The organism is Devosia honganensis, from assembly GCF_042648785.1.
GTDB classification, from domain to species: Bacteria; Pseudomonadota; Alphaproteobacteria; order Rhizobiales; family Devosiaceae; genus Devosia; species Devosia honganensis.
This window is the reverse complement of sequence record NZ_JBHRYD010000013.1, coordinates 147,261-172,941: the sequence shown is the minus strand read 5'-3', so window position 1 is coordinate 172,941 and position 25,681 is coordinate 147,261. Positions and strand designations below refer to the sequence as shown.

The window sequence follows — 25,681 nt, the reverse complement described above, 5'->3', positions numbered from 1 at the left end:
TAAAACAGAGATTCCCGCTTTGGCGGGAATGACCTTGTGGTTGGGGTGACATCTGGATCGCAAATGACCAAGTTCAAATCCGAATTCCTGCGCACGCTCGATGAGCGCGGTTACATCCACCAGATCTCCGATCCCGAAGGCCTCGACAAGCTGGCCTCGGAAGGCCAGATCACGGCCTATATCGGCTACGACCCGACTGCCGCTAGCCTGCATGTGGGGCATCTGACGCAGATCATGATGCTGCACTGGCTGCAGGCCACCGGTCACCGTCCCATCGCCCTGATGGGCGGCGGCACCGGCATGATCGGCGATCCGAGCTTCAAGGACGAGGCGCGCAAGCTCCTCGGCGTCGAAGGCATCAAGGCCAATATCGAGGGCATCAAGGCAAAATTCGCCAATTTCCTCCAGTTCGAGGACGCCGGCGGCAATGGCATCATGGCCAATAATGCCGACTGGCTGCTGGGCCTCAACTATGTCGAGTTCCTGCGCGATGTGGGCCAGCACTTCTCGGTCAACCGCATGCTGAGCTTCGACTCGGTGAAAACGCGCATCGACCGCGAGCAGTCGCTGAGCTTCCTCGAATTCAACTACATGATCCTGCAGGCCTACGACTTCGTCGAGCTGAACAAGCGCTATGGCTGCGTGCTGCAGATGGGCGGCTCGGACCAGTGGGGCAACATCATCAACGGCATCGACCTCGGCCACCGCATGCTGGGCAAGCAGTTCTACGCGCTGACCTCGCCGCTGCTCACCACCGCATCCGGCCAGAAGATGGGCAAGTCTCTGGGCGGCGCAATGTGGCTCAACGCCGACATGATGAGCGTCTATGATTTCTGGCAATATTGGCGCAACACCGAGGACGCGGATGTCGAGCGCTTCATGAAGCTCTTCACCACGCTGCCGCTCGACGAGATCGCGCGGGTCGTGGCCGGCGACATCAACGAGGCCAAGAAGCGCCTCGCAACGGAAGTCGCCGCCATGGTGCACGGACGGGCGGCGGCCGAAGAAGCTGCCGAAACGGCGCGGGCGACGTTCGAGGCGGGCGCCATCGACCTCTCCCTGCCCACCGCCGAGGTGACCCGTGCCGAGCTCAATGCCGGCATCGGCATCCTCAACGCGCTGGTGCTGGCGGGGCTGGCCGCTTCCAATGGCGAGGCGCGCCGCCATATCGCCTCGGGCGCGGTGAAGCTGAACGACGCCGCCGTGGCGGACGATCGGCTGAGCCTGGGGGAAAACGCCCTGTTGCCCGAGGGGGTGATCAAGCTCTCGGTGGGCCGGAAGCGCCACGCGCTGCTCAAGCCGGTCTAAGCTGCAGTGACCGGATCAAGAAGGGCGTCCCGCGGGGCGCCCTTTTTATTGGCCGGGCGGCAATTCGCGGGAGCGGAATTCGAACAGCTCCCGGAACACGCCGGGGGCCAGCAGCGAGAGCGGGTTGACGAGGAATTGCGGCTGATCGAGCGGGCCGCGCACGGCGAAGGTGACGCCCACCAGCCCCTCGCCGTCGCGCCCGCCCAAGAGCGGCCCCAGCAGCGGGATCTGCTGGAAGATATTGTTGAGGCCGAACAGCGGCACATAGGTGCCGGTCAGGTCGTATTGGCGGCGGTCGGTATAGATGAAGCCGCGCAGCGTGCCGCCGACGCTGCTGCCGGCCAGCACCGCGTCGGTCACCTCGACCCGATCGCTGCGGCGCAGGAAATCCACCTGGCCGGCGGAGAAATCCAGCCGGTTGGCGGCGGCGATGGCACTGCGCGAATCGGAGTGATTGCCCAGCACCTGGATGACGTTCTCCTCGTCCACGATGGCGAAATCGCGCATGACGAGCTGGCCCGCCTCCACATTGCGGGTGCGGTCGGTGGTCATGACCAGGCTGCCCGTGCCGCCGGCGAGCTGGGAATAGATGCCAAGCAGGCGCAGCACCGTGCCCGCATCGTTGAAGGCCACCGAAAGCGTGCGGCCATTTGGCGCGGGATTGGTGGCGATGGAAATGGCGTTGCCCTCGCCGAACTGGGCCGACAGGGTAGCCCGGCTGAGATCCATGCCGCGCAGCGCCAGGTCGAGCTCGAGATTGAAGGCGGTGGTGGCGTAATAGCCGATGGCCCGATCCAGCCGGACATCGAGGGCGATGGCCGCGTCGAGCTGGGTCGATTGCACGCCCCCGCTCCCCTGCCCCAGACTGAAGAAGCGGCTGAGCACCGGTTTCAGGTCGAGCTGGGCGCCGCGGATGCGCACCGCATAGCCGCCCTGGATCGGCGCCAGGCTGACCGAGGCGCTATCCCCCTGGCTGAGCTGGAAGGTGCCGAAATCGGCGCCGACAAGGCCGTTGACGGCGTGGTAGTCGATCCGCCCGTTGAGGCGCACCGTGCCGAAGGCGAGCGCCACGTCCTCCAGATGCGTCACCTCGCCGTCCGGCCGGACGATGGCACTGAGCGTTCCGGGGACCCCGGCCCGCTTGGCGATGCCCAGATCGCGGATATCGAGCCCGGCCTCCTGCAAGTCCACCGATATCCGCATCGCCCCCTCCGCCAGGGGCTGGGCCATGAAGCGCACCCGACCGCTGAGGAATTCGGAGGCATCGAAGCCCATGGCGGCCAGATCGGCGACGGCGACGGTGGAGGCCAGCCGGACCACCGGCTCGCCCTGGGGCGTTCCCTCGACGGAGATTTCCGCCTCCATGCCATCGACCTCGGCGGTGCCGCCCAGCAGATAGCCGTTCTGGGAGACGGAAAAGGATAGCTGGCCGTTCTCGATCCGGCGGTTCTCGATCGGCTGGCTGCTGGCAAAATCCCGCACCTTGCCATTGGCCACGTAATCGACGTGCACCGGCCGCCCGGTCGCCTCGTCCCCCAGCGCGATGGTCGCCACCAGCCCCAGATCGACAGTGCCGGTGAGGCTTTCCAGGTCGACCGGCAATTCGACTCCGCCCAGCGCGTCCGGCTGCTGCTCCTCGACCAGGGCCAGCAAAGCCGGAATCGGCGCGCTGAGGTCGCCGGAAATCTCGACGATGCTTTCGGAGGGCACGGAATTGTCCATGACCAGGCCCGGATTGGCGACGCTGACGGTGCCGGCGGCGGTCTCGATGGTGCCGCCGCCCCCGGAGACGGAGAAGTTCGCATCGTCCAGCCGCAGGCGCGTATCGCCGGCGATGACGATGGGGGGCATGGCCTCGGTCGGCTTGACCGCCACGCCCTCACCGACGATCTCGATCTGCATGGAATCCTCGGGCAAGGGTTTGTCCTCGCCCGAAAGGCTCAGCGTGCCGACGGGGAAATCGAACCGCAGCCGGCCGCTCTTGACCCGGCCGTCGGTGACGTTGGCGACGAACCATTCACGGCTTTCCCTGCCCATCACATAGGGCCAGATGCGCTTGACGTCGTCGGCGCTCACCCCGTGTCCAGCCACCGTCATGGAAAGCCCCAGGCCCGATTGCAGCAGGTCGAGGCGCCCCACGGTTTCGACCACCGCATCTTGCTTGCGCGCGACGAACCGGTCTATGCCCACCGCGCCGTAGAGCGGCGCCGACCAGCCGGAAAACTCCACGGTATCGAAAGGCGTTTCGGGGGCCTCCATGTCGTTGGGATGGATGGCGACGTCCCGCGCATGGAGCGACATGCCGATGGTGGGGCCGAAATCGGGATCGAGCCCCATGGCGAAGACGCCGGCAACCCGGGCACGGCTCTGCCCGATCTGCAAGGCGCCTTCGGACAGCACGAACTGCCCCGCTTCGGGCCGCCAGGAAATGTCGAGAATGGAACTGGCGACGGGGAAATAGTCGTCGGCCAAGCGCAGGTCGAGGCCGGTGAGGTCGAGCTTGAACGCCCCGCCGATGATCTTGCCCGCATCGGGCGTGAAGGTGACGTCCACCGATACCGCGCCGGCGCCGCGCATCGCCGCCATGCTGTCGCTGTTATCGATAAAGGGCAGGAAGGCGGAAAAATCGAGATTGGTGGCATCGGCCTGGAGCCGGCGCGTGCCGTCCTCATCGATGGAACGCTCGATGGAACCGATCATGGTGCGCCCGCCGATCAGGGCGCTGAACTCGCCCACCGTGCGCCGCCCGCCCGGCACCGTGCCGATTTCGAGCGCGACGGCCTCGAATTGCCGGAACAGGCCATAGACCGGGTCGGCGATATCGACGTGGCCGTCGCGCACCACGAGGCGCGAGAAGCGCCCCTGGGCGGTCTGCTCGACAAGCTCGGCCAGCGCGGCTTCGCCAGCCTCGAGATTGTAGATCAGCCAGTCGTTGTCGGAGCGCATCGGGGGCGCGGCATCGGTGCCGAAGGCGATGCCGGAGGCGGAAATCTCGACGCCGGGATAGGCCTCGTCGCCCTCCAGCACCCGAACCGTCGCGGGCACGCCGTCCGCCTCCTCGATCTCGAGCGTACCGATGCGCGGACCGTAAAGATCCTGGACGATCTGCACATGCGGGCCGACCACGGTGACGGTGGTTCCCGGCTGGCCGAACAGCGCCCGGGCCGGCGAGAACCCGATCTCGAGCGCTTCGATGGCGATATGGGCGCCCGTCTTGCTGTCGGTGAACTCGACCGGCGCGAAGCGCAGAACCGGCCAGATGCCGCGCTCGAGCGCCAGCGCCATGTCGCCCATTTCCAGTTCGGCGGTTTCCGGAACGAAGGTCTGCACGAGATTGCGGATCGCAGGGCCGGTGAAGGGCAAACGGATGGGCGTCACCAGCAGGACAAGATAGAGCAGGACCAGGAGGGCGCAGGGAATGCCGAGCAACCAGACGACGATTTTCGCGGCGTGTCGCGCGGGCGGCCGTTTCGAGGGCGCTGGCGACGGCGCTGGTTCTGCTGAAAGTGTCGCTTCGCTCAAATCTGCCACGCCGGGGGCGACCCGCACCCCAGGCCCTTCCCCCACAGAATCATCCACTTGGGCGGTCCATTGGCGGATGATACCGGCTGGAATGTGGCGCCGACAGCCTCTATTCATCCCCACTGCACTGGAGCTTTCGAATGACCCATCTCAAACCCGGCGATCCGGCGCCCGATTTCACGCTGGCCCGCGACGACGGCACCACGATAAGCCCCGCCGCGCTGAAGGGGCGCCCGGCGGTATTGTATTTCTATCCCCAGGACGATTCGGGCGGCTGCGTGGACGAGAACAAGGAATTTTCCGCGCTCGCGCCGGAATTCGCGGCGCGGGGCGCCGTGCTGGTGGGCATCTCGCCCGACGACATCGACAGCCACCGTAAATTCCGCGCCAAATACGGGCTCACCGTGCCGCTGGGCGCCGATCCGGAGCGCCGGACCATCGAGGCATTCGGCCTGTGGCAACTGAAAAAGCTCTATGGGCGCGAATTCATGGGGCTGGTGCGCACCAGCTTCGTCATCGACGCCGAGGGCCGCATCGCCCGCATCGTGCGCGCCACCCGCATCAAGGGGCATGCGGCCAAGATGCTGCAGGCGCTGGACGAGGTGCTCGCATAGCGCCGGCCAGCGCCCGCCGGACAACCGGCCCGCCCGCCTTTTCGGCTTTCCTTAACCAAGCCGGGACATAATCGGGTAACCATGATCGGTGCGGCGGGGATGTTGCGTTGAGTCAGTCTGCCAGTTTCGGCGCCCGGGACCGCCGGGAGCAGCGCTCCGTGCGGCGGGGCGTCCATCCGGGCCTGTTCTACGGCATGTTCGCCCTGTTGCTGGGCGCCAATGCCTTGACCGCGACCGCCCTGCTGATGGCACCCGACATTTCCCGGCTGATGGGCGGGCGGAACGACATGGTCGTCGCCGCCTATGAGGACCGGCTGGCGCAGATGCGGGTGGAGATCGACCGCCTGCATTCGCGCAATTACGCCCAGGCCGGCGACATCAACCTGCAATTGCAGGAACTGTCCCAGCAGCAGGAGGTATTGCTCGAACAGCACCAATTGGTGCGGGCACTGGTGGACAAGGCCGACAAGCTCGGCATAGCGGCCCTTGTCCCCTCGGCAGCCATCGAGGGCGAGCTGAGGGCCGTTTCCACCGCTTCAGGCAATCCGGACGTGGCGGCGACAGCGGAAACAGTGGCCCTGATGATGGCCGAAACCCAGCAGGCCATGACCGGCATCGCCACGGAAGCCGAGCAGCGGACGGAGGGCATCGTCAGCGAACTGGGCAAGCTGGGCATCCGGCTGGACCTGCCCGAACAGGGCCTCGACGGGGTGGGCGGCCCCCTGCTGGCGGCGATCGACACGGCCGAAGGCTCGCCCATGATCGAAGACGCCAATGCGGCGATGGACGCGCTGCTGCGCTATAAGGCAGCGCGGGACGGCCTGGAACTGGCCCCGGTGCACATGCCCATCAGCGGCAATTTCCGCCAGAGTTCGGGTTTCGGCAACCGCAAGGACCCCTTTACCGGCGGCCGGGCCTTCCATTCCGGGCTGGACTTCGCGGCGCCGTCCGGCACGGTGGTGGTGAGCGCCGCGGCCGGGGTGGTGAGCTTCGTGGGCGAACGCTCCGGCTATGGCAAGGTGGTGGAGGTGCGCCATGACAGCGGCCTCGTGACCCGCTATGCGCATCTGAGCGCCTATATCGCCCGCAAAGGCCAGGCGGTCGGCACCGGCACCCCCATCGCAAGGGTCGGCTCGACGGGACGCTCCACCGGCCCGCACCTGCATTTCGAAGTGCGCCGCGCCGACCAGCCCCTCGACCCCAAGCCCTTCATCGAGGCCGGCAGGCGCATCCTGGCGATGCTGGGGTAGATCGGCTTACCCCGGTTCCGAACAGGCCGGATCAGCGTTCATCGGGCGGCGGCACATTGGTCGAGGTCTTGCACTCGATCAGCCAGACGTCATAGACGGCGTGGTCGACGGCGCTGAGCGCCGGGCTGTCGGCGAACATCCAGCCGGTGAAGATGCGCTGGCTTTCTCCATCCAGACTGCGCTGGTTCACCTCGAGAAAAGCCGAGGTACGCTGCAGGGTGTCGCTGGCCGGGCGGTCGTAACAGGCGCGCGGGGTGATCTCGAGGGCACCGAACAGCACCGTCTCGTCGATATAGACGTCGAACCGCGTGATGCGCCCGGTGATCTTGTCGAGCCCGGCAAAGGTCGCCACCGGATGGGCGATCGGCTGCGCCTGGGCGGAGATGGCGGCAAGAGGCGCGAGAATGGCGGCCAGCAACAGCGACCGCCAGCATGCCGGCCGGAGGAAGGACAAGCCCACCGCGCCCTTATTCAGGCGACCAGGCCTGATAGTCGCCGGTCACCCGCGGACGCTCGCCCTTGTTGAGCAGGCTGCCATCGGGGCGATAGGCCTCGGCGGAGCCGGTCAGGTTGGGCTGGTGCGGCAATTCCCAGGAATACGGCTCGTAGCCGGCCTCGGCCGGCACCACATCGGTGCGGTGATGTATCCAGCCGTTCCAGCCCGGCGGGATGGTGGAGGCGTCGGCATAGCCGCCCGCATAGGTGACGTAGCGGCGATTGGCCTTGCGGTCCTGGTAATAGCGATTACCGAACTCGTCCGAGCCCACATAGTCGCCGAAGCGGCGGATCCACAGGCGCGTGCCCCAGGTGTTGCCACCCCACCAGGAGAAGATTTCGGACAGAAACTGCTTGATACCGGATTGGGCCACGGGTCGATTCCGAGAAATTGGACGTCGTTCGGCTGCGGTTTAGCATGGCTCGCCGGCAGAACCTAGACCTCGCGCCAGGATTTGGGGGGCGACGAATTGACCGGCGGCGTCCGGCGGATGGCGACACCAGATATGGTGGTCCCGATCGTCACAAAGCCGTCTAAAATAGTTCGCTTGACAGCCAATGCCGGTGCCTGATTCTGCCACCTCGCCTTATGGTGAAGCATCGGTAAACCACGCCGGGCGGCGCGTCGAACCACATTGAATCTCTGCGATTTAGAGGCGGGTGCGGGTGCAATCTACAATGTCCGCGCCGGACCTCATCCGGCGTTCAAATCCGCGTCGCAAGCGTGCTGTTTTCCTTGCCATTTGTCCCCATAATCCACATATTACCCATACCATCCCTTGTTTCGGTAGAACGCCGAGGCACTAGGTGTTGTGATTTCTGACGTTGACGCGCCGGCTGAATCGGGGAAGTCTCATCGACGGTCCGGCATCCCTTCGACGGGGCCGGGCACGACCTCGAAACCAGGCAGCGGCACAAGACCGTTGCAGGATCGGGGCACGGGGCAAATTTCGGAGCTCGCACCCTCCCGCGGGCGCCGGTTGGTAAAAGCGTCAACGACAGAAGACGGTAGAGGCCGGTTGCGGCTGACGGGCACGCTCGTGCCCAACACTTGGGGAATACGACGACTATGCGCATCGAACGCCGGTTTACGAAGGCCAATGAGGATCGCTACGGCTCCATCGAGTTCCGTTCGGCCACCAGCGAAATCCGCAATCCGGATGGCTCGGTGGTGTTCAAGCTCGACGACATCGCCGTGCCTGCCAACTGGTCGCAGGTGGCCACCGACATCATCGCGCAGAAATATTTCCGCAAGGCGGGCGTCGCCCGGGCGCTGAAAAAGGTCGAGGAGAACGACGTTCCTTCCTGGCTCTGGCGCTCGGTGCCGGACGAGAAGGCGCTCGCCAAGCTCCCCGAGGCGGAACGCTACGGACCGGAAATGGACAGCCGCCAGGTATTCGACCGCCTGGCCGGCACCTGGACCTATTGGGGCTGGAAGGGCGGCTATTTCGATTCGGAGGAGGACGCCCGCGCCTTCTTCGACGAACTGGCCTTCATGCTCGCCACCCAGCGCGTCGCCCCCAACTCCCCGCAATGGTTCAACACCGGCCTGCACTGGGCCTATGGCATCGACGGCCCCGGCCAGGGGCATTTCTACGTCGACCCATTCACCCACAAGCTGGTCCAGTCCAAATCGGCCTATGAGCATCCCCAGCCGCATGCCTGCTTCATCCAGTCCGTCGACGACGACCTCGTCAACGAGAACGGCATCATGGATTTGTGGGTCCGGGAAGCGCGCCTGTTCAAGTACGGCTCGGGCACCGGCACCAATTTCTCCAAGCTGCGCGGCGAAGGCGAAAAGCTCTCGGGCGGGGGCAAGTCCTCGGGCCTGATGAGCTTCTTGAAGATCGGCGACCGCGCCGCCGGCGCCATCAAATCGGGCGGCACCACGCGCCGCGCCGCCAAGATGGTGGTGATCGACATCGACCACCCCGATATCGAGCAATATATCAACTGGAAGGTGAAGGAGGAGCAGAAGGTCGCCGCCCTGGTCACCGGCTCCAAGGTCGTCTCCAAGCATTTGAAGGCCATCATGAAGGCCGCCGTCAATTGCGAAGGCAATGACGACGATTGCTTCGACGTGGCCAAGAACCCGGCCCTCAAGCGCGAGGTGCGCGCCGCCAAGAAGGCGCTGGTGCCGGAAAACTACATCTTCCGCGTCATCCAGTTCGCCCGGCAGGGCTACAAGGACATCGAATTCCCGATCTACGACACCGACTGGGATTCGGAAGCCTATCTCACGGTTTCGGGCCAGAACTCGAACAATTCCGTGCGCGTCACCGACGATTTCCTCAATGCGGTGGAGGAGGACGGCGACTGGAACCTGATCGGGCGCATCACCGGCGGCGTCACCAAGACCCTGAAGGCCCGCGACCTCTGGGAACAGATCGGTTACGCGGCCTGGGCCTCGGCCGATCCGGGCATCCAGTATCACACCACCATCAACGAGTGGCACACCTCGCCGGCGGCCGGCCCGATCGTGGCGTCCAATCCGTGCTCGGAATACATGTTCCTCGACGACACGGCCTGCAATCTGTGCTCGGTCAACCTGCTGCCCTATCGCAACCAGGACGGCTCCTTCGACACCGCCGCCTATGAGCACACGGTGCGCCTGTGGACCATCGTGCTGGAAATCTCGGTGATGATGGCGCAGTTCCCCTCGCGCGCCATCGCCGAACGCTCGTTCGAATACCGGACGCTGGGCATCGGCTACGCCAATATCGGGGGCCTGCTGATGACCTCCGGCATTCCCTACGACTCGGCCGAAGGCCGCGCCATCGCCGGTGCCATCACCGCCATCCTAACCGGCATCTCCTACGCCACCTCGGCCGAAATGGCCAAGGAGCTCGGCCCCTTCAAGGATTACAAGCGCAATTCCAAGCATATGCTGCGCGTCATCCGCAACCATCGCCATGCCGCCCACGGCCATGCCGATGGCTATGAGGGCCTGTCGATCAATCCGGTCCCGCTCGATCACGCCAATCTCCAGGACGCCAATCTCTCGGCCCGCGCCAAGGGCGCCTGGGACGAAGCGCTGGCGCTGGGCGAGAAGCACGGCTTCCGTAACGCGCAGGTTTCCGTTATCGCGCCCACCGGCACGATCGGCCTCGTCATGGATTGCGACACCACCGGCATCGAGCCCGACTTCGCGCTGGTCAAGTTCAAGAAGCTCGCCGGCGGCGGCTATTTCAAGATCATCAACCGCGCCGTGCCCCCTGCCCTGCGCACGCTGGGCTATGGCGAGGACCAGATCGCGGAAATCGAGGCCTATGCCGTGGGGCACGGCAATCTCAACCAGGCCCCGGGCGTCAACCCCTCGACCCTGCGCGCCAAGGGCTTTACCGACGACAAGATCGAGGCGCTCAATGCGGCGCTGAAATCCGCCTTCGACATCAAGTTCGTCTTCAACCAGTGGACGCTAGGCACCGACTTCCTCAAGTCGCTCGGCGTCACCGACGAGCAGCTCAACGATTTCTCCTTCGAACTCCTGCCGTTCCTGGGCTTTTCGAGGAAGGACATCGAGGCCGCCAATATCCATGTGTGCGGCGCCATGACGCTCGAAGGCGCGCCTTTCCTCAAGGAAGAACACCTGCCCGTCTTCGACTGCGCCACCCCCTGCGGCAAGATCGGCAAGCGCTATCTGTCGGTGGAATCCCACATCCTGATGATGGCGGCGGCGCAGCCCTTCATCTCGGGCGCCATCTCCAAGACCATCAACATGCCGAACGACGCGACGGTCGAGGACGCCAAGAACGCCTATATGCTCTCCTGGCGCCTGGCACTGAAGGCCAATGCGCTCTATCGCGACGGCTCCAAGCTCTCCCAGCCGCTCAATTCCTCCGTGCTCGCCGCCGCCGACGACGAAGACGAGGAGGACGTGGCCGAGACCATTGCGGCCATGCCCGCCGCCGCGCGTACCGAGCGCGTGGTCGAGAAGGTGATGGAGCGCGTGGTCGAGCGCATGCGCGAGCGCGAGAAGATGCCCGACCGCCGCAAGGGCTATACGCAAAAGGCCATCGTGGGCGGCCACAAGGTCTATGTGCATACCGGCGAATACGAGGACGGGCGCCTGGGCGAGATCTTCATCGACATGCACAAGGAAGGCGCCGCCTTCCGGGCGATGATGAACAATTTCGCCATCTCCATCTCGATCGGCCTGCAATATGGCGTGCCGCTGGAGGAGTTCGTGGAGGCCTTCACCTTCACCCGCTTCGAGCCGGCCGGCATGGTCGCGGGCAATGACCGGATCAAGAACGCGACGTCGATCCTGGACTATGTGTTCCGCGAGCTGGCCGTCAGCTATCTCGACCGGAACGACCTCGCCCATGTCAATCCGGAAAGCCCCACTTCGCTCAGCAAGGGCGTTGCCGAGGAGCAAGGCGCGCGCAATGCGCCAGCGCCCGCCCCGGTGCCCGCTGAGCGCTTTGTCTCCCGCGGCATGACGCGCGGCAAGACGGCGAACTCCGCCCTCATGCTCGTGCCCAGGGCTGAAGTCGACAGCCCGCCGGTCAGCGCCATGCAGACCTCGACCGTCACCGCCCTGCGTTCGGCCACGGCGCTCAAGATCGAGCCCACCCCGACCGCGCTCAACACGGCCGAACTCAGCCCCATCCCGGCGCCCCCGCCGAGCCGGGACGCGAGCCTGCTGCGGGCCGAGGCGCAGATGAAGGGCTATACCGGCGACCAGTGCACCGAATGCCATAATTTCACGATGGTCCGGAACGGCACCTGCCTGAAATGCGACACGTGCGGAACGACGACCGGCTGTAGCTGATACAAGGCCCCTGGTGAGGTGAGGTGCCCCCCCAATAGAATTTCCATTATTTGGGGATGCGTTACCATTCACGAACGGATAGCTTTTCCATCAACTCAAAAAGATCCGGAAATCCGGGCCTTTTGCTTTTCGACGATGATGAACTTTGCTGACGAGGTGGACAGGAAAATCATCCTATGGAGCCGGACAACGAAACCAGAAATATCGGCTAAATGCTTTGGCAACGGGACGTCAGTTAGGCGCCCCATTTCTGTGTTCAAACGACCTTTTCAATTTCTTGAAAGCTGTCGGTCCGCCCCTCCCGCTTGGGCGACAGACTTGGGGGGGGGGAACGGACTGGCGGGTTTCGAGGGAACGGCCAGTATTGCAGACGCGCGCGGTAAATGGTGCACTCAGCGCCACATTTCGGCGGCCGCACATGTTACGTTTGGGGGGCACTCTGTCCTTCTGGAATCCAGACCACCATCGAGCCCCGTTCGCGGTTGGCCCATAGGAAGTAAGGTATGGCGGTTAGCGTCGAGTCCGTTTCCCTGGGCGGGGCAGTTCGATAGAGTTGAGCAAATTCACTCTCGTCGATTGCGGTCGCGGCGGCCTTGAGGGTGACAATGCCGTCAAACAGATCCGGACGGTTTTCGGCCCGCAGCTGAGATGAGCGCGGAAGTTTCAGGCGCTGCACCCGGCCACCGGGATTGTCGACTTCCTCAACGCAATAGACCAGCGGCCCTCGCTTGAGCGCGACGCGGCCGGCATCCATGATGACGCCCGGATGGGCGTAAAGGCGCTCGGGCGGCATAGGCAGATCAAGGGTGATCTTGTCGTCCTTCTGCCAGGTCCGGTGGATGGTCAGATAACCGTTTTCGGTTGCCGCGGCATTGACAGCCTGGTCGTTGACCGCGACCTTGGCGCTCTTGCACCAGGTCGGAATGCGCAGTTTAACGTCGAACGCGGCGGGCGTTTCCGGATCGATATGGATTGCGATGTCGCCGGACCATGGATAGGTCGACACTTCGCGCAGACTGACCCGGGTTCCGGCAATTTCAACGTCCGAAGCAATGCCACCATAAAGGTGGAACGCGACACCATTGGGTGCAGTCGAAAGGAAATACTGCCCCACGGACGCAACCAGACGCGACACGTTCATGGTGCAGCAGGGGCAAGTATGCCATTCCCAACGGGTCGGCGTGCCGTCGCTTTCCAGCGGATTGGCGTAGAAATAATGCTCGCCATCGCGGCTGAGACCCGAAAGCGCGCCGTTGAACATGGCGAGTTCAAGAATGTCGCCATATTTGCCGTCGAGATCGAGATGCAGCATGCGTTGCGCCCAGAAGATTAACGCCACCGACGCGCAGGTTTCGGCATAGGCCGTCTGGTTGGGCAGGTCGAAGTCGTGGGTAAAACCTTCATTATGCGCCGAGGGGCCGAGACCTGCGGTCACATACATCTTGGTTTCCATGACGTCGTCCCAGAGGACCTCGCAGGCACGCTTGAGACTCTCATCCTCGAGCTCGGCGGCCAGATCCGCCATGGCGGTATACAGATACATGGCGCGCACGGCATGGCCGACCACCTTGTCTTGCTCACGCACCGGCTTGTGTGACTGCGAATATTCGTAATTCGGAAAGACATAAGGCTGACGCTTGTCGCCGCTGCCTTCGCGCTGCTCGCGCTCAATGTCGAAATAGTGCGGCTTCTGGTTCCCGCGCTCGTTGATCATGTAGGTCGCGAAATCGAGATGTTTGCGCTCACCGGTCAGGTAGTAGAGCTTCATCAGCGCCAGCTCGATTTCCTCGTGGCCGTCATAACCGCGGCGCTGGCCGGGACCGGTGCCGAAAGTGGCATAGATATGGTCGAGATAGCGCTCCATCACATCAAGGAAGCGCCGACGCCCGGTGACCTGGAAATAGGCCACGGCCCCTTCGAGCAGATGCCCGGCATTATACATTTCGTGGTTATCGCGCAGATTGGTCCAGCGCTTGTCGGGCTCGCGACCCAGATACCAGCAATTGAGATAGCCATCCGGCGCCTGGGCCTTTTCCAGATCATCGATGGCAGCCTCGATCTTGGCCTCGATTTCGGCGTCGCGGCGGTGGGCGAGGGCGTAGCTGGCGGCCTCGATCCACTTGCCGACGTCGCTGTCCCAGAACACCTGGACGGTAAAGCCGTTTGAGTGGCGGGGAAAGCGTAGCGGAGGCGGTGGATTGGGGAGTTTGAGGGAGTCGAGAATGCCGACTTCGGCGAGCTTCCTGTGCTGGCTGGGAACAGTCCGGTCGAGAACGGTATCGAGCCGCTCGTGCCAGAACTGGCCTTCGAGCTTGACCTGTGGAAAGGGAACGGGAGCATAACGGGACATGGGTGTGCCTTAGAGTGCGATGCCGGTTTCGGGATCGAAGAGATGGACGCGGGCGGGGTCGATGCTGAGGCCGACACGATCACCCCCGTTGAACAGGGTTCGCTCGGACTGCACCAACTGCAGATTGCCGTCGCGGGAGGTGAGGTAGGTTGCCGATCCGGTGGATTCGACCACGCCGACCTCAAGATGGAATGTGGCGCCCTCTTCCCGGGCCGCCAGATGTTCGGGACGGATGCCGGCTGTCACGGACTTTCTCGGCTCCGCCTTACGCGCAAGGGGCAAGGTTCCGCCGCTTTCCAGAACGACCGCATCGCCGCTATCGGCAATGCGGCCGGGCAGGAAATTCATAGCGGGTGACCCGATGAAACCGGCAACGAAGCGGTTGACCGGCTTGTCATAAAGATCGAGCGGCCGCCCCTGCTGTTCGATGATCCCGGCGCGCATCACCACCACCCAGTCGGCCATGGTCATGGCTTCGATCTGGTCATGGGTGACATAGACCGAGGTGGCGCCAAGCCGATCGTGCAGGGCACGGATTTCCTTGCGCATCTGCACCCGCAGGGCCGCGTCGAGATTGGACAGGGGTTCGTCAAACAGAAACGCCTTGGGATTGCGGATGATCGCCCGACCCATGGCGACGCGTTGACGCTGCCCCCCCGAGAGCTGACGCGGATAGCGCGTCAGAAGCTCCGAAAGTCCCGTCGTGGCGGCCACTTCTGCCGCCTTGCGCTTTGCCTCGGCCTTGCTCGCACCATGCAGACGCAGCGAATAGGTAAGGTTTTCCTCGACGGTCATATGCGGATAGAGCGCATAGGACTGGAATACCATGGCAATGTCACGGTGGCGCGGTGGCACGCCCGTCATTTCCTTGCCCGCAATGGTGATGCGGCCCGAGGTAATGGTCTCCAGCCCGGCAATGGAGCGCAGGAGAGTGGACTTGCCGCAACCAGATGGTCCGACCAGGGCGACAAAGCTCCCCTTTTCGATGGCCAGGGAGACATTCTTGAGCGCGTGGAAGCTCCCATAATGCTTGTCGATATCGACCAGCCCGATCTGTGCGGTCATTTCAGGGCTCCCGAGGTAAGGCCGGACACGATGCGGCGCTGCAGGATGACGAAGACGAGAAGGATCGGCGTCACATAGATTGCCGAATAGGCCATGATCGAACTCCAGTCGGTCGAATTGGGTCCGAGGAAACCGCTGAGGCCAACGCTGGCAGGCTGCAGGGCCGGACTCTGGATGATCGACTTGGAATAGATGTATTCGCCGAACGCACTCATGAAGGTGAGGATGGCGCAGACGAGAATGCCATTGCGCGCCAGCGGCAGGACGATGGAGAAGAACGCCCCGACCCGCGAATTGCCGTCAACCAGGGCCGCTTCCTCAAGCTCGCGCGGCACGCTCATAAACGTGGCGCGGACCAGAACTACGAAGAAGGGCATGGCCTTGGCGGCGGCGGCCAGAACGACGGCCGTGCGCGGGAAGTTAAGCAGCCCGATCTGGTTGAAGCCGACGAAGAGCGGCGTGACCATGACCGAAGCCGGCAAAACCTGAAGCATCAGCACGCAGAACAGGCCAATATCGATCCACACATTGCGATAGCGCGCCAGCACATAGGCGCAACCTGTGCCCAGGATAACGGTGATGGCAGTAATGCCGCCGGCAATAATTACAGAATTAAGCAGGAAGACCGGCATGGTCCGCCGTGACCAGGTTTCCGGATAGATGTCGGGATTGGGCGAATTGGGCCAGAAAGTGGGCGGATTAGCGAAGATTTCTGAGCCGGTCTTTAGGCTGGTCACATACATCCAATAGAGCGGGAAGAGGTAGATTGCGGCCAGCGCCAGGGCGACGACCAGCAGGAACCATGGTGTGTATGTCCGGGTCATCCGCGCACCTCATGGCGCGTCGAGCGCACGTAAATGACGGATGCGAACAGGACCAGCAGGAACATCATTACAGACACGGTGGCCCCCTTGGCGAAATCGTAGAGCTGGAAGCTCAATTGCCAGGACCAGAACCCGGCGACGTTGGATGTGTTGGCCGGACCGCCCTCGGTCAGGGCCGGGAACAGGTCGAATTGCTGCAAGGTGCCGATGAGGCCGAGCGATAAAACCGCGCCAATGGTGGAGCGCATCATCGGCAGGGTGATCGTCCAGAATCGTTGGAAGGCATTGGCGCCATCAAGCTCGGCGGCCTCGTAGAGGTCACGTGGAATAGCCGCCAGTCCCACCGAGAGCAGCAACATGTTGAAGGCCAGACCCAGCCAGATATTGGCGATGATCACGGCCCAGATAGAAAAGTTCGGGTCCGATTTCCAGAATATGTTGGACTGGATGATGCCCAGATTTTTGAGGATGACATTGAGCACGCCAAAGTCACCGGCCAGGATCCAACTCCAGATGGCGCCGACGACCAGACCTGGCATGACCCAGGACACGAGGAAGAGGCCACGAATGGTGGCTGCGCCCGGGAAATTCTGGGCGAAGAACAGGGCAAGGGCGAAACCAAGAACGAATTGGCCACTCATGGAGCCAAATACGAAAATCAAGGTGTTGCGCGTGACCAGCCAGAATTCTGACTGCTGCACCACGGCTACATAATTGTCGAAGCCGACAAAGGGCCGGAACAAAACACCCAGAGTGAACATGTCCACCTGCTGGAAGCTCATCAGCACATTATAGACAAGCGGGGCGCCTGCAAGAGCGAGCAAAAAGAGCAAGGCCGCGCCGACAAGCAGAATATCGAAGCCCACCCCGTCGCGCAGGGTGTTGAAAAATCGTGTCACCGGACCCTCCAGCGCAATTGAAGAAGATGCCGGCCGGAGCGCACCCCGGCCGGTCAGTCCGGGAGGATTACTTCTTGATGATCGTGTCGATGCTTGCCTGAGCCTGGCTCAGCGCCTGATCCGGCGTCATCTGACCGGTGAGTGCTGCCTGCTCGGCATCATAGATGGCCTTGGAGATTTTCTGCCATTCCGGGTGCGGACCGCGCGGCTGGGCGTATTTAAGCTGCTCCTGGAACACCGCGAGGGCGGCATCCTTCTTGGCAATGCCCAAGGCCGGGAGCTCGACGTCTCCGCGGGTCGGCAAGTAGCCGAATTCCGGGAACAGTCGGTCATCCTGGCTGACAAAATATTCAAGCACCTTGAAGGCCTCTTCGGGATGCTTGGTTGTCGACATTATGCCCAGGTTGAAGCCACCGAGAGCCGAAGAGCGCGCATCGCCCTCGCCGAAGGTCGGCAGGAGGGTCACGCCCCAATCAAAATCAGCGTCTTCGACCATGCGGTCGATTTCCCACGGGCCGGAAATGGCCATGGCAGCATTGCCCGAGTTGAACGTGCCGGTAGAATCCCACTGTCCGAGCGAGAGCACGTCCTGGCTCAGTACGCCGTCGTCGATCATGCCCTTGACCATGGAGAGCCAATTGCGGGCACCTTCGGTGTTGACGTTTTCATAGCCGCCGCCGGACATCTGGATGACGGGTAGGAACTGGAACGTGCCTTCCTCATTGCCACGCGCGGACAGTGTCGCGCCGTACACGCCTGTGTCGGGATTGGAGAGCTTGCGAGCATATTCCTCGAACTCAGCCCAGGTTTGTGGCGGGTTCTCAATGCCGGCGGCTGCAAACATGTCCTTGTTGTAGAACACGCCGATCGTGTCGGTATATTTGCCCACGCCATAGAGGCGTCCATCCCAGCTCACCGAATTGAGCGGACCTTCGAAATAGACGTCAGGATTGATGATGTCGCTGTTGGCGGCCATGTCGGTGATGTCGAGGAAAGCGCCGCGAGACGAGAAGAGCGCGAAATCCGGATTGTCCAGGCTGACAATGTCCGGGGCATTGCCAGTCGCATAGGCGCGGAGCGTCTCGTTGACGATCTCGTCAAACTGCAGGATCCGGTAGTCAACCTTAATTCCGTTGTCCATCGCGTCGAACTCGGCCGAGAACGTATCGGACGGGCCAACCTGATTGGCACCGTCAATCGACCAGACGGTGATTGTGACGTCTTCCTGTGCCTGTACCGTTGTGGCTGCGACCAATGTGCCAAAAGCGAGACCGGCCAATAGACCGTGCTTGGTGAACTGCATTATATCCTCCCTTGCGGCCTCGGCCGCGCTGCGCCGCTTGGGTTTCCTCTTCCCTTGCGGCTATTTCCTCGCTGCTACGGGCACGCCAATGCCTGTAGCAGCACTCCTCAGGTCTCCTGCTGCACCTCCAGCTTGCCTGCGACGGGCACTGCACCCCCACAGGATTGGCGCACCACGAGCTTGCACGGCAGCGTGCGGATGCCCGGCTCGACTGGCTTGCCTTCGGCAAGATCCAGGATCAGGCGTCCGGCTTCGCGGCCGAGTTCCTTGAGATTCATGTCAATGGTGGTAAGCGGCGGTCGCGTTGCCGCGGCGACAATTTCCCAATTGTCGAAGCCGATGACCGATACGGCGCCCGGCACCGACACGCCGCGCTCGCGCAGCGCATCGATGACCCCGCGCGCGATCTGGTCATTGCCGCAAAAAATACCATCTGGAGGGTTTGGAGCGCCCCAGAGCCGGGTGACGGCCTCATGCCCCCATGCTTCGGACCAGGGACCGTGGAACACCGGGGTTGCGGACCCCGCGACGGCGTGGAATGCGTCCGCACGCGTTCTTACCGAGGCAAAGCTCTCCGGGCCGGTGACATGGACAAGCCGGCGTCGTCCGATGGCGGCCAGATGCTGCGTAGCCTCGCGCGCGCCCTGCGCGTCGTCGGAGACGAGAGTGACTGCGTCTTCGGGGCCCTGGGTGAAGGCATAGACCACAGGCACCGGGAGGCCCGAAAGGTCAATGGGCAGGCGGCGGTCGATGCGCTTGCCCGTGGCGATGATCCCGTCCACTTGCTTGTCAAGCATGGCATTGACATGCACCTCCCCAAGCGCCGCGTCGTCTTCAATGCCACAAAGGAAGACCGAAACGCCCTGATCCACCAGGGCCTCGTTGATGCCTGCCATGACCGGCAGGGTGAAGCGGCCATAGGTGTCGTCGGTCAGGAGGCCCACAGTGAAGCTGCGGTTCTGGGTCAGCGCCCGCGCCATCGCATTGGGGCGGAAACCCAGCGCCGCCGCTGTCTGCTTGACCCGCAGGCGCGTCGCCTCGGTCATTCGTCCGGTATCGTTGAGCGCTTTCGAAGCCGTGGCCACGCTGACGCCAGCGACGCGGGCGACATCGTAGATGCGAATGCGCTCTGCCTTGGCCAAGTCAGTGTACCTCACTGGTAAACCCTTTTCTCACCCTTGATAAAACGGTTTCTCAATCACGGTCAATAGTCATACTTATATATTCACGTAGGTGCCGCCGCGGGCCGCCTTGAGGTGGTTCAGAGCATGCATCTGCCCGGTCATCTCTAGTGCATCGCGATAGACAGGATCGTGCCAGCCCTCGATGTCGATTGAGCCGGACCAGCCCCCGAGGCGAAGTTCGGAGATGATGTCGGTCCAATTGCTGTCGCCGAAACCGGGCGTCCGCATGAACACAAACTTCTCCTTGCCGAAAATGCCGTGTTCCTTGATCACGTCCCAGCGGATGGTCGCATCCTTGCCGTGCACGTGAAAGAACTTGTGTGCCCATTTGCGGATCTGCGGCAGTGGGTCGATGAGGTAGACCATCTGGTGGCAGGGCTCCCATTCAAGCCCGATATTGTCGTCCGGCGTCTCGTTGAACATCAGCTCCCAGGCATCGGGATTGTGAGCGATATTCCAGTCGCCAGTCTGCCAATTGCCATCCATGGCGCAGTTCTCGAAGGCGATTTTGACACCCTTGTCGGCAGCGCGCTTGGCCAGTTCCGACCAGACCTTTTTGTATTGCGGCAGGCTTTCGGGCAGCGGTCTGTTGCGAATGCGGCCGGTAAAGCCTGCCACGCAAGTCGCGCCGAAATGATGGGCATTGTCGATGCAATCTTTCCAGCCCTGCAGGGTCTGGCGATCAATTTCCTGGTCTTCGAGCGGATTGCCGAACATGCCGAGGGTCGAGATGGTGATATCGCGGTCGCCGATGGCGTCCAGACAGCGCTTGCCCAGTTCGGCAATGTCCTGACCATTGGTGGTCTGCCAGAAGAAGGGCTCGAAGCTTTCAAACCCAGCGTCGGCGATTTCGCCGATGCGCTCGGCAGCCCTGCCTGCGGAGGCCGAAATCATCGTGCCGATGCGAATGAATTTGGCCGGATCGCTCATCTTGGAAAAAGTCCTCAAACTGAAATGGTGACGCGCTGGCCGGTCCGGGCGCTTTCTATTGCGGCAAGAACCATGGCGAGGCTGTTGATATTGTCGCTGCCGGCCGTTTCCGGCGCGCGCCCGGATTCGATGGCCGACAGGAATTCCGCGATGACGCTGGCATGACCATGGGTCTGGTCTTCATCGGCCGGTGAAGGGACCTCAATGTCCTTGAGATCGCGGAAGAAGCCGGTCTCGCCTGCAACCACACGCGCCTCGAAACGATCCTCGCCGTCCCAGATCAGCGTGCCGTTGGTGCCGATGATGCGCCAGACACTTTCCCAACTGGTATTGGCGCCTTCGGCAGCCCAGGAGCCGCGATAGTTGAAGACAATATCATCCTCGAATTCAAAGATCGCGTTGGCCGCGGCCCCATGGCGATACCAGGAGCCGCGCGGATTGGTTTCGAGGCAATAGACGGCGCGCGGCGCCTTGCCGGCCAGGAAGCGGGCGGCATCAAGCGTGTGGATGGCCATGTCGAGCAGCAGGACATTGTCCATATCTTCGCGGAAGCCGCCAAAATGCGCACCGATGAAAAAGTCGCAATTGAGGCTGGTGATTTCACCTAGCGCGCCGCTTTCTATAAGACGACGAATACGTCGGATGCCGGAAATGAAGCGGCGGTTCTGCACCACGGCATGCACTCTTCCGGCGGCCTTGGCATGAGCAACCATCGCCTTAGCGGCTGCAAGAGTGGTGGCCATGGGCTTTTCGGTCAGCACGTGGCAACCATAGCGCAGCCCGGTTTCGACCAGGTCGGCGCGAGCCGCTGGCACCACAACATCGAAGAGAAGGTCGGGCTTTGTTTGGGAGAGGACGGCATCCAGGACTGTGCCGATGAGTGCACCCTGAAGGCCGAATTCGGCAGCGCGTGCCTCAACCTTGGCCCGATCCAGATCGACCAGCCCGACGATGTTCACGCGCCCCTTGAGCAGCGGATGCTCGCAAAGCGCCGACAGCCAGCCCTTGGACATGGCTCCGCATCCGGCGAGAACCGCAGAATAGACCAAGATTTCCTCCCACTGGACTTTGCGCCCCCCTGCCGTCTTTTGCGACCTTGGGCAGTCAGTCCCGTAAACGTTTACGACGCTATATTTACGGCCTTGCTGCTGTCAATAGAATTTCGTAAACGTTTTCGGATGCAGCTTGCCGCCGTAGAAGGGAAGAATAAAAATGGTCGGCATCAGGGACTTGGCGCAGCGGTTGAACCTCTCGATCGGCACGGTCTCGCGGGCGCTCAACGGTAAGCCGGACGTCAACGAGGAGACACGCAAGCGCGTTTCAGATGCCGCCGACGCGATGGGTTATGTGCCCAATCAGGCGGGCCGGGCCTTGCGCAAAGGCTCGACGGGCGTGGTCGGCTTCATGATGCAGACTGGTTCTGAAATCACTGGCGAGGGCGACATGTTCTTCATGAGCGTCTTCGACGGCGTTCAGACCGTCTTTGCTCGGCATCAGCTCGACCTTGTCGCCTTGCTCTGCTCATCCCAGGAAGATCCGGACGCCTATCTTCAGCGGGTGGTGGCCCGCGGCTTTGCCGATGCACTGATCATTTCTGCCACTAAACGCGAAGACCACCGGATCGATTTCCTCGCCAATCGGAAAATTCCGTTTATCGCACTGGGCCGTTCCGAGACCGACGCCGGCCACCCCTGGCTTGACCTCGACTTCGAGGGCATGGCCGAAACGGGTATCACCCGATTGGTCGAGAAAGGTCACCGCCGCATTGGCATCTTTGCTCCGCTCGACGACGCCAATCTCGGCTTCATACTCATAAGTGCCTATCGCGACGTACTGAACCGGCATGGTATTGACTTCGACCCTGACCTCGTATTTCGCGGCTATCCCAACGAGCGTGGCGGTCATGCCATTGCCCATGCGATCGCAGCAATGCCGAAGGAGCGGCGACCAACCAGCTTCCTGCTGGCCAACGAAGCCCTGTCACTCGGCCTCTACAATGGCCTTTATGAAGTTGGTCTACCGCCGGGCCAGGCCATCGCGGTCATTGGCCGCGATAGCCCGCAGGCGCATTTCCTAGTTCCTAAACTCACCTGCTTCACCTTGTCTCTGCGAGAACTCGGTATCGCACTGGCGGAATCACTCTTGGCGACCATGCCCGGCTATGAGCAACAATATCCGCTCGGCACCGTCCGCAGGGTCGTTCCACTCGAACTGTTTGAGGGCCAAAGTGACAGGAACCGCGGGGGCGCCTAAGCGGCGTCAAGAGGGTCGCAATCTCACAAGAGCATCGTCGCGACCCATAGAATTATAGGCGTAGTGAATACGGCGCCACCTGACACTCGATCGGCCTCGCAACTGTCGGAAAGTGCCCCTTTCTCAGGGCCGTGCCGATCGGGAAGCCGTGGAGAAATTGCATGCGTGGCACCAAGGCGGCAATCACGCAGCAGAAGGCGCCAGCGAACACCAAGACATAGAGCCGCCAGATAGTCACGTGGCGGATCGCCAGGCGAAAGATGTAGATGGGCTTCAGGAAGTTCTGAACAGTCAACGTGAAAGCGAGCGCCGTTACCGCGTTACCGAGCGTGAAGTAATTGGGGGACGGAGACGCGGGATCATAGTTGCACAGGCCAAGCCACGCGATACCGGTACAAACGACTTCGGTCATTGAATAACCCCCCGAGACATTTGTACCCGGGAGACGTTTGGCTGGCTAGCGGTCAGGCTGAGGTCTTCATGATACCACGCCCGCAGGCGGTCTTTACCTCGACAGCAACAGTTCGTCTGAATGAACGGCAGCTTTAGGGAACCCGCCAGCACGGCCACTACGACCGAAATGACGTCGGCACCTGCCGCAGATTAAGTTGCCATAATCGTTCCTTCCACGGCCGCTTTGGCCGAAGGAGAAATGTAATGGGTATCTCACAGTATGACCCTGCTGCGGCGGGGAGACCTGCGTGGAACGCTGGCAGACAGGTTGGCGCCAAACGCGCATTGAAGATCAGGCAAATTTGGTCAATCCGCTTCTTCCTTGACCGAGAAGGAAGGATGAGAGACCGAGCACTTTTTGATCTTGCGATAGACGGCAAGCTTCGATGTTATTCGGCACCCTTGTATGACCCCGCCGATGATTGGAATTTCAAAGATTTATCGTGCCGATCGGCGTCCAAACCCCTCGCCGATGCACATCCCACGCAATTGACGCTCCCGGCCCGCTTCATCAGGCTTTTTCGCCGGCATTGATGGTATCAACGACTCGTGGCAGCCGGGATTATCGGCCCAACTGGCTTCTGAGCTGTTCGAGAAGGCGCATCGCCGTCACGCCGTCCACGATATCCGGCGCGCTTGAAGCTTCCCCCCGAAAGGCGCGGACCGTTTCGGCGAGCAGAGTGTCATAACCCTTGTAATCCTCGTTGGCTGCCGCCGTTAGGTTGGGTGTCCAGGTCAGCGCGTCGACTTCGGGATCCAGAGTTGCGTCCTTGTCCTGCACCTTGAAGGGCGGATCGCGGAAAAAGGTGACCTTCATTACATTGTCGACTTCGAGCCGCGTGTGATCGCCCATGATCTGGATGAATTCCATCGGGGTGCCGCGCGATTGCACCGTGCCCATCACGATCGTGCCCAGCGCGCCGCTTTCAAAGCCGAGTGCAACATGTATGAGCAGTCGCCCGGCGCCGTTTTCTACCTCACGGGCTTCAAGCGAGCGGATGGGGCCGGCAAAGAAGGCTGGCAGGTCCATGTAATGCACGCAATGGTGAAGGAAAAATCCGCTATAGTCGACCGAGCCTTTGAAATAGCCGGGCGCCGTCATGTAGGACCCGTAAAGCCCGAGCACCCTTCCGAACTGGCCTCCGGCGATGACATTCCGGGCGATGCGGTTGCCGATTGAATAGCGCTTCATGAAGCCGACGATAAGCGGCTTTTTTGCCGCCTCGCTTGCCGCCAGCAGTTTCTCGGCATCCGCAGCATTTGCGCCCGGTGGCTTTTCCATAAAGACCGGTAGGCCGCGCGCCAGCGCTGCCAGACCGATTTCAAGATGCGCGGCGGGGCCGATGGCCATGCCGATGGCGTCGATATCTTTTCGCGCCAACAGGTCGCGATAGTCCGAGGTGACGGTCGTCACCCCAAACTGCCGCGCCGCCCGCGCCAGATTGCCCGTGTCGACATCGCAGATCGCGGCAAGCCTGACGTCCTGGCGCAGCAATTGGGGTAGCAGCATCTGGGTGGCATGCGTGCCGCAGCCGATCCATCCAATATTCATCATAGCCGGTGTGCTCCCATCGCCAGAACGCCGCGTAACAGTGCAGCGCTATCGCGCAGCTTGGGGGATTCGTCCTCATGGGGCGGCCGCCATTGGGCGACGGGAATACCGATACGCTGGTCGTCGCGCCGGAACGGCTCGAGGGAGATCGGGCCTTCATATCCGGCCGCGTGCAACGCCCGCGCAACGGCCACCCAATCGGTTGATCCGGTGCCCACAAAGCCGCGATGGTTCTCATTGGCCTGGAAATGTGCGATGCGTGGGCCAGCCACTTGGATCGCCTCAGCCAGGGAGGCGTCTTCCATGTGCATATGAAATGTATCGAGCATCAGGCGGACATTGGCATGCCCAACGAGATCGATCAGCTCAATCCCCTGCCGGGTGGTCGAAACAAAATCGGTCTCGAAGCGGTTGAGCGGCTCGACCGCAAGCGTTACGCCATGCTCCGCCGCAGCCGCGCCAGCTTCCCGCAGGGCCGAGACACACCATTCGATGCGCCGCAATCGCAGGTCCTCGCTGACCGGCGCTGGCGGCCGGCCGGCAAAGACCAGCGGGTTGCCATAGAGCGGCCCTCCCAGGATGCGGGCGCCGAGCGCCGCGCTGGCCGCAGCAGCGCTCTTGAGATATGCGAGCCCCGTAGCGCGCGCCGCCGGGTCATCGCTCGTGATATTGCGCTGCATGGAGACACGCGCCGCCAGCACCACGCCCAGTCCGCTGCCCTCGATTGCCTTGCGCGTTTCAGCCAGGTCGAGGTCCTCGGGTTCGGGGACCAGCAGTTCGATAAAATCATAGCCAAGGGCCTTGATCTTTGCGAACCACGCGAAGTGCTCGGGGGTGAAAGGCCGGGCGACCTGCATCGATATCAGTCCGATAGGATTCAGCATAGGAATTCTCTGGGAGGTTGA

19 protein-coding genes and 1 pseudogene are annotated in these 25,681 nt (G+C 62.4%); 6 read left to right on the top strand and 14 right to left on the bottom strand.

The annotated features are described in order from the left end of the window. The first annotated feature begins 63 nt into the window (after positions 1–63). Positions 64–1,308, top strand: a complete 1,245-nt coding sequence (gene tyrS / locus ACFOOL_RS13995; RefSeq protein ID WP_380097832.1) for a tyrosine--tRNA ligase — start codon at positions 64–66, stop codon at positions 1,306–1,308. A 45-nt stretch (positions 1,309–1,353) separates the two neighbouring features. Here tyrS and ACFOOL_RS13990 read toward each other — a convergent pair whose 3' ends face one another. Further along, positions 1,354–4,737 (bottom strand): YhdP family protein, encoded by a 3,384-nt coding sequence (locus ACFOOL_RS13990; protein ID WP_380097830.1) that lies wholly within the window; start codon positions 4,735–4,737, stop codon positions 1,354–1,356. Between the two features lie 233 nt (positions 4,738–4,970). On the opposite strand from ACFOOL_RS13990, the gene ACFOOL_RS13985 reads away from it, so the two are divergent. Then, the gene (locus tag ACFOOL_RS13985) at positions 4,971–5,444 is read left to right on the top strand and encodes a peroxiredoxin (protein WP_380097829.1); all 474 of its coding nucleotides are present in this window, start codon (positions 4,971–4,973) and stop codon (positions 5,442–5,444) included. 107 nt (positions 5,445–5,551) lie between these two features. Next, the gene (locus tag ACFOOL_RS13980; protein WP_380097827.1) at positions 5,552–6,694 is read left to right on the top strand and encodes a M23 family metallopeptidase; all 1,143 of its coding nucleotides are present in this window, start codon (positions 5,552–5,554) and stop codon (positions 6,692–6,694) included. Between the two features lie 31 nt (positions 6,695–6,725). On the opposite strand, the gene ACFOOL_RS13975 is transcribed toward ACFOOL_RS13980, so the two are convergent. Then, the gene (locus ACFOOL_RS13975) at positions 6,726–7,112 is read right to left on the bottom strand and encodes a DUF2155 domain-containing protein (RefSeq protein WP_380097825.1); all 387 of its coding nucleotides are present in this window, start codon (positions 7,110–7,112) and stop codon (positions 6,726–6,728) included. 49 nt (positions 7,113–7,161) lie between these two features. Next, entirely contained in the window at positions 7,162–7,563 is a 402-nt protein-coding gene (locus tag ACFOOL_RS13970; protein ID WP_449240192.1) for an NADH:ubiquinone oxidoreductase subunit NDUFA12, read from the bottom strand. Between the two features lie 695 nt (positions 7,564–8,258). Between ACFOOL_RS13970 and ACFOOL_RS13965 the strand changes: the two genes are divergently transcribed. Next, a complete protein-coding gene (locus ACFOOL_RS13965) occupies positions 8,259–11,963 on the top strand; it encodes a vitamin B12-dependent ribonucleotide reductase (RefSeq protein ID WP_380097824.1) in 3,705 nt (1,234 codons plus the stop codon). A gap of 421 nt (positions 11,964–12,384) precedes the next feature. Here ACFOOL_RS13965 and ACFOOL_RS13960 read toward each other — a convergent pair whose 3' ends face one another. From ACFOOL_RS13960 to ACFOOL_RS13925, 8 genes are all read right to left on the bottom strand, one after another. Continuing rightward, positions 12,385–14,313: a glycoside hydrolase family 127 protein gene (locus tag ACFOOL_RS13960; protein ID WP_380097823.1), complete on the bottom strand. Its 1,929-nt coding sequence runs from the start codon at positions 14,311–14,313 to the stop codon at positions 12,385–12,387. 9 nt (positions 14,314–14,322) lie between these two features. Beyond that, positions 14,323–15,378, bottom strand: coding sequence for an ABC transporter ATP-binding protein (locus ACFOOL_RS13955; RefSeq protein ID WP_380097822.1), 1,056 nt, complete (start codon positions 15,376–15,378; stop codon positions 14,323–14,325). Then, a complete protein-coding gene (locus ACFOOL_RS13950) occupies positions 15,375–16,202 on the bottom strand; it encodes a carbohydrate ABC transporter permease (RefSeq protein ID WP_380097821.1) in 828 nt (275 codons plus the stop codon). Before ACFOOL_RS13950 ends, ACFOOL_RS13955 begins: the two co-directional genes overlap by 4 nt. Beyond that, positions 16,199–17,101: a carbohydrate ABC transporter permease gene (locus ACFOOL_RS13945; protein ID WP_380097820.1), complete on the bottom strand. Its 903-nt coding sequence runs from the start codon at positions 17,099–17,101 to the stop codon at positions 16,199–16,201. Before ACFOOL_RS13945 ends, ACFOOL_RS13950 begins: the two co-directional genes overlap by 4 nt. A gap of 67 nt (positions 17,102–17,168) precedes the next feature. After that, entirely contained in the window at positions 17,169–18,404 is a 1,236-nt protein-coding gene (locus ACFOOL_RS13940) for an ABC transporter substrate-binding protein (RefSeq protein ID WP_380097819.1), read from the bottom strand. Between the two features lie 107 nt (positions 18,405–18,511). Further along, positions 18,512–19,546, bottom strand: coding sequence for a LacI family DNA-binding transcriptional regulator (locus ACFOOL_RS13935; RefSeq protein ID WP_380097818.1), 1,035 nt, complete (start codon positions 19,544–19,546; stop codon positions 18,512–18,514). Positions 19,547–19,621: 75 nt separating this feature from the next. After that, positions 19,622–20,518 (bottom strand): sugar phosphate isomerase/epimerase family protein, encoded by an 897-nt coding sequence (locus tag ACFOOL_RS13930; protein ID WP_380097816.1) that lies wholly within the window; start codon positions 20,516–20,518, stop codon positions 19,622–19,624. A 14-nt stretch (positions 20,519–20,532) separates the two neighbouring features. Then, a complete protein-coding gene (locus tag ACFOOL_RS13925; RefSeq protein WP_380097814.1) occupies positions 20,533–21,567 on the bottom strand; it encodes a Gfo/Idh/MocA family protein in 1,035 nt (344 codons plus the stop codon). Positions 21,568–21,730: 163 nt separating this feature from the next. On the opposite strand from ACFOOL_RS13925, the gene ACFOOL_RS13920 reads away from it, so the two are divergent. Beyond that, positions 21,731–22,771 carry a LacI family DNA-binding transcriptional regulator gene (locus tag ACFOOL_RS13920; protein ID WP_380097813.1) on the top strand — a complete coding sequence of 347 codons (1,041 nt, stop codon included), beginning with the start codon at positions 21,731–21,733 and terminating at the stop codon, positions 22,769–22,771. Between the two features lie 52 nt (positions 22,772–22,823). On the opposite strand, the gene ACFOOL_RS13915 is transcribed toward ACFOOL_RS13920, so the two are convergent. Then, entirely contained in the window at positions 22,824–23,183 is a 360-nt protein-coding gene (locus ACFOOL_RS13915; protein ID WP_380097811.1) for a hypothetical protein, read from the bottom strand. Positions 23,184–23,428: 245 nt separating this feature from the next. Between ACFOOL_RS13915 and ACFOOL_RS13910 the strand changes: the two are divergent. Continuing rightward, positions 23,429–23,611 (top strand): annotated as a pseudogene (locus ACFOOL_RS13910) (integrase); the annotation flags it as partial. A gap of 175 nt (positions 23,612–23,786) precedes the next feature. Here ACFOOL_RS13910 and ACFOOL_RS13905 read toward each other — a convergent pair. Together ACFOOL_RS13905 and ACFOOL_RS13900 are read right to left on the bottom strand one after the other, a co-directional pair. Further along, a complete protein-coding gene (locus ACFOOL_RS13905) occupies positions 23,787–24,776 on the bottom strand; it encodes a Gfo/Idh/MocA family protein (RefSeq protein ID WP_380098014.1) in 990 nt (329 codons plus the stop codon). Further along, on the bottom strand, positions 24,776–25,660 hold the full coding sequence (locus tag ACFOOL_RS13900; RefSeq protein ID WP_380097810.1) for a sugar phosphate isomerase/epimerase family protein: 885 nt from the start codon (positions 25,658–25,660) through the stop codon (positions 24,776–24,778). The genes ACFOOL_RS13905 and ACFOOL_RS13900 overlap by 1 nt, the downstream gene beginning before the upstream one ends. Positions 25,661–25,681: the final 21 nt, after the last annotated feature.

Coding starts and splice junctions, on each gene's coding strand:
- tyrS (WP_380097832.1), top strand. CDS start 64: ATGACCAAGTTCAAATCCGAATTCCTGCGCACGCTCGATGAGCGCGGT.
- ACFOOL_RS13985 (WP_380097829.1), top strand. CDS start 4,971: ATGACCCATCTCAAACCCGGCGATCCGGCGCCCGATTTCACGCTGGCC.
- ACFOOL_RS13965 (WP_380097824.1), top strand. CDS start 8,259: ATGCGCATCGAACGCCGGTTTACGAAGGCCAATGAGGATCGCTACGGC.
- ACFOOL_RS13960 (WP_380097823.1), bottom strand. CDS start 14,313: ATGTCCCGTTATGCTCCCGTTCCCTTTCCACAGGTCAAGCTCGAAGGC.
- ACFOOL_RS13955 (WP_380097822.1), bottom strand. CDS start 15,378: ATGACCGCACAGATCGGGCTGGTCGATATCGACAAGCATTATGGGAGC.
- ACFOOL_RS13950 (WP_380097821.1), bottom strand. CDS start 16,202: ATGACCCGGACATACACACCATGGTTCCTGCTGGTCGTCGCCCTGGCG.
- ACFOOL_RS13940 (WP_380097819.1), bottom strand. CDS start 18,404: ATGCAGTTCACCAAGCACGGTCTATTGGCCGGTCTCGCTTTTGGCACA.
- ACFOOL_RS13930 (WP_380097816.1), bottom strand. CDS start 20,518: ATGAGCGATCCGGCCAAATTCATTCGCATCGGCACGATGATTTCGGCC.
- ACFOOL_RS13920 (WP_380097813.1), top strand. CDS start 21,731: ATGGTCGGCATCAGGGACTTGGCGCAGCGGTTGAACCTCTCGATCGGC.
- ACFOOL_RS13915 (WP_380097811.1), bottom strand. CDS start 23,183: ATGACCGAAGTCGTTTGTACCGGTATCGCGTGGCTTGGCCTGTGCAAC.
- ACFOOL_RS13905 (WP_380098014.1), bottom strand. CDS start 24,776: ATGAATATTGGATGGATCGGCTGCGGCACGCATGCCACCCAGATGCTG.
- ACFOOL_RS13900 (WP_380097810.1), bottom strand. CDS start 25,660: ATGCTGAATCCTATCGGACTGATATCGATGCAGGTCGCCCGGCCTTTC.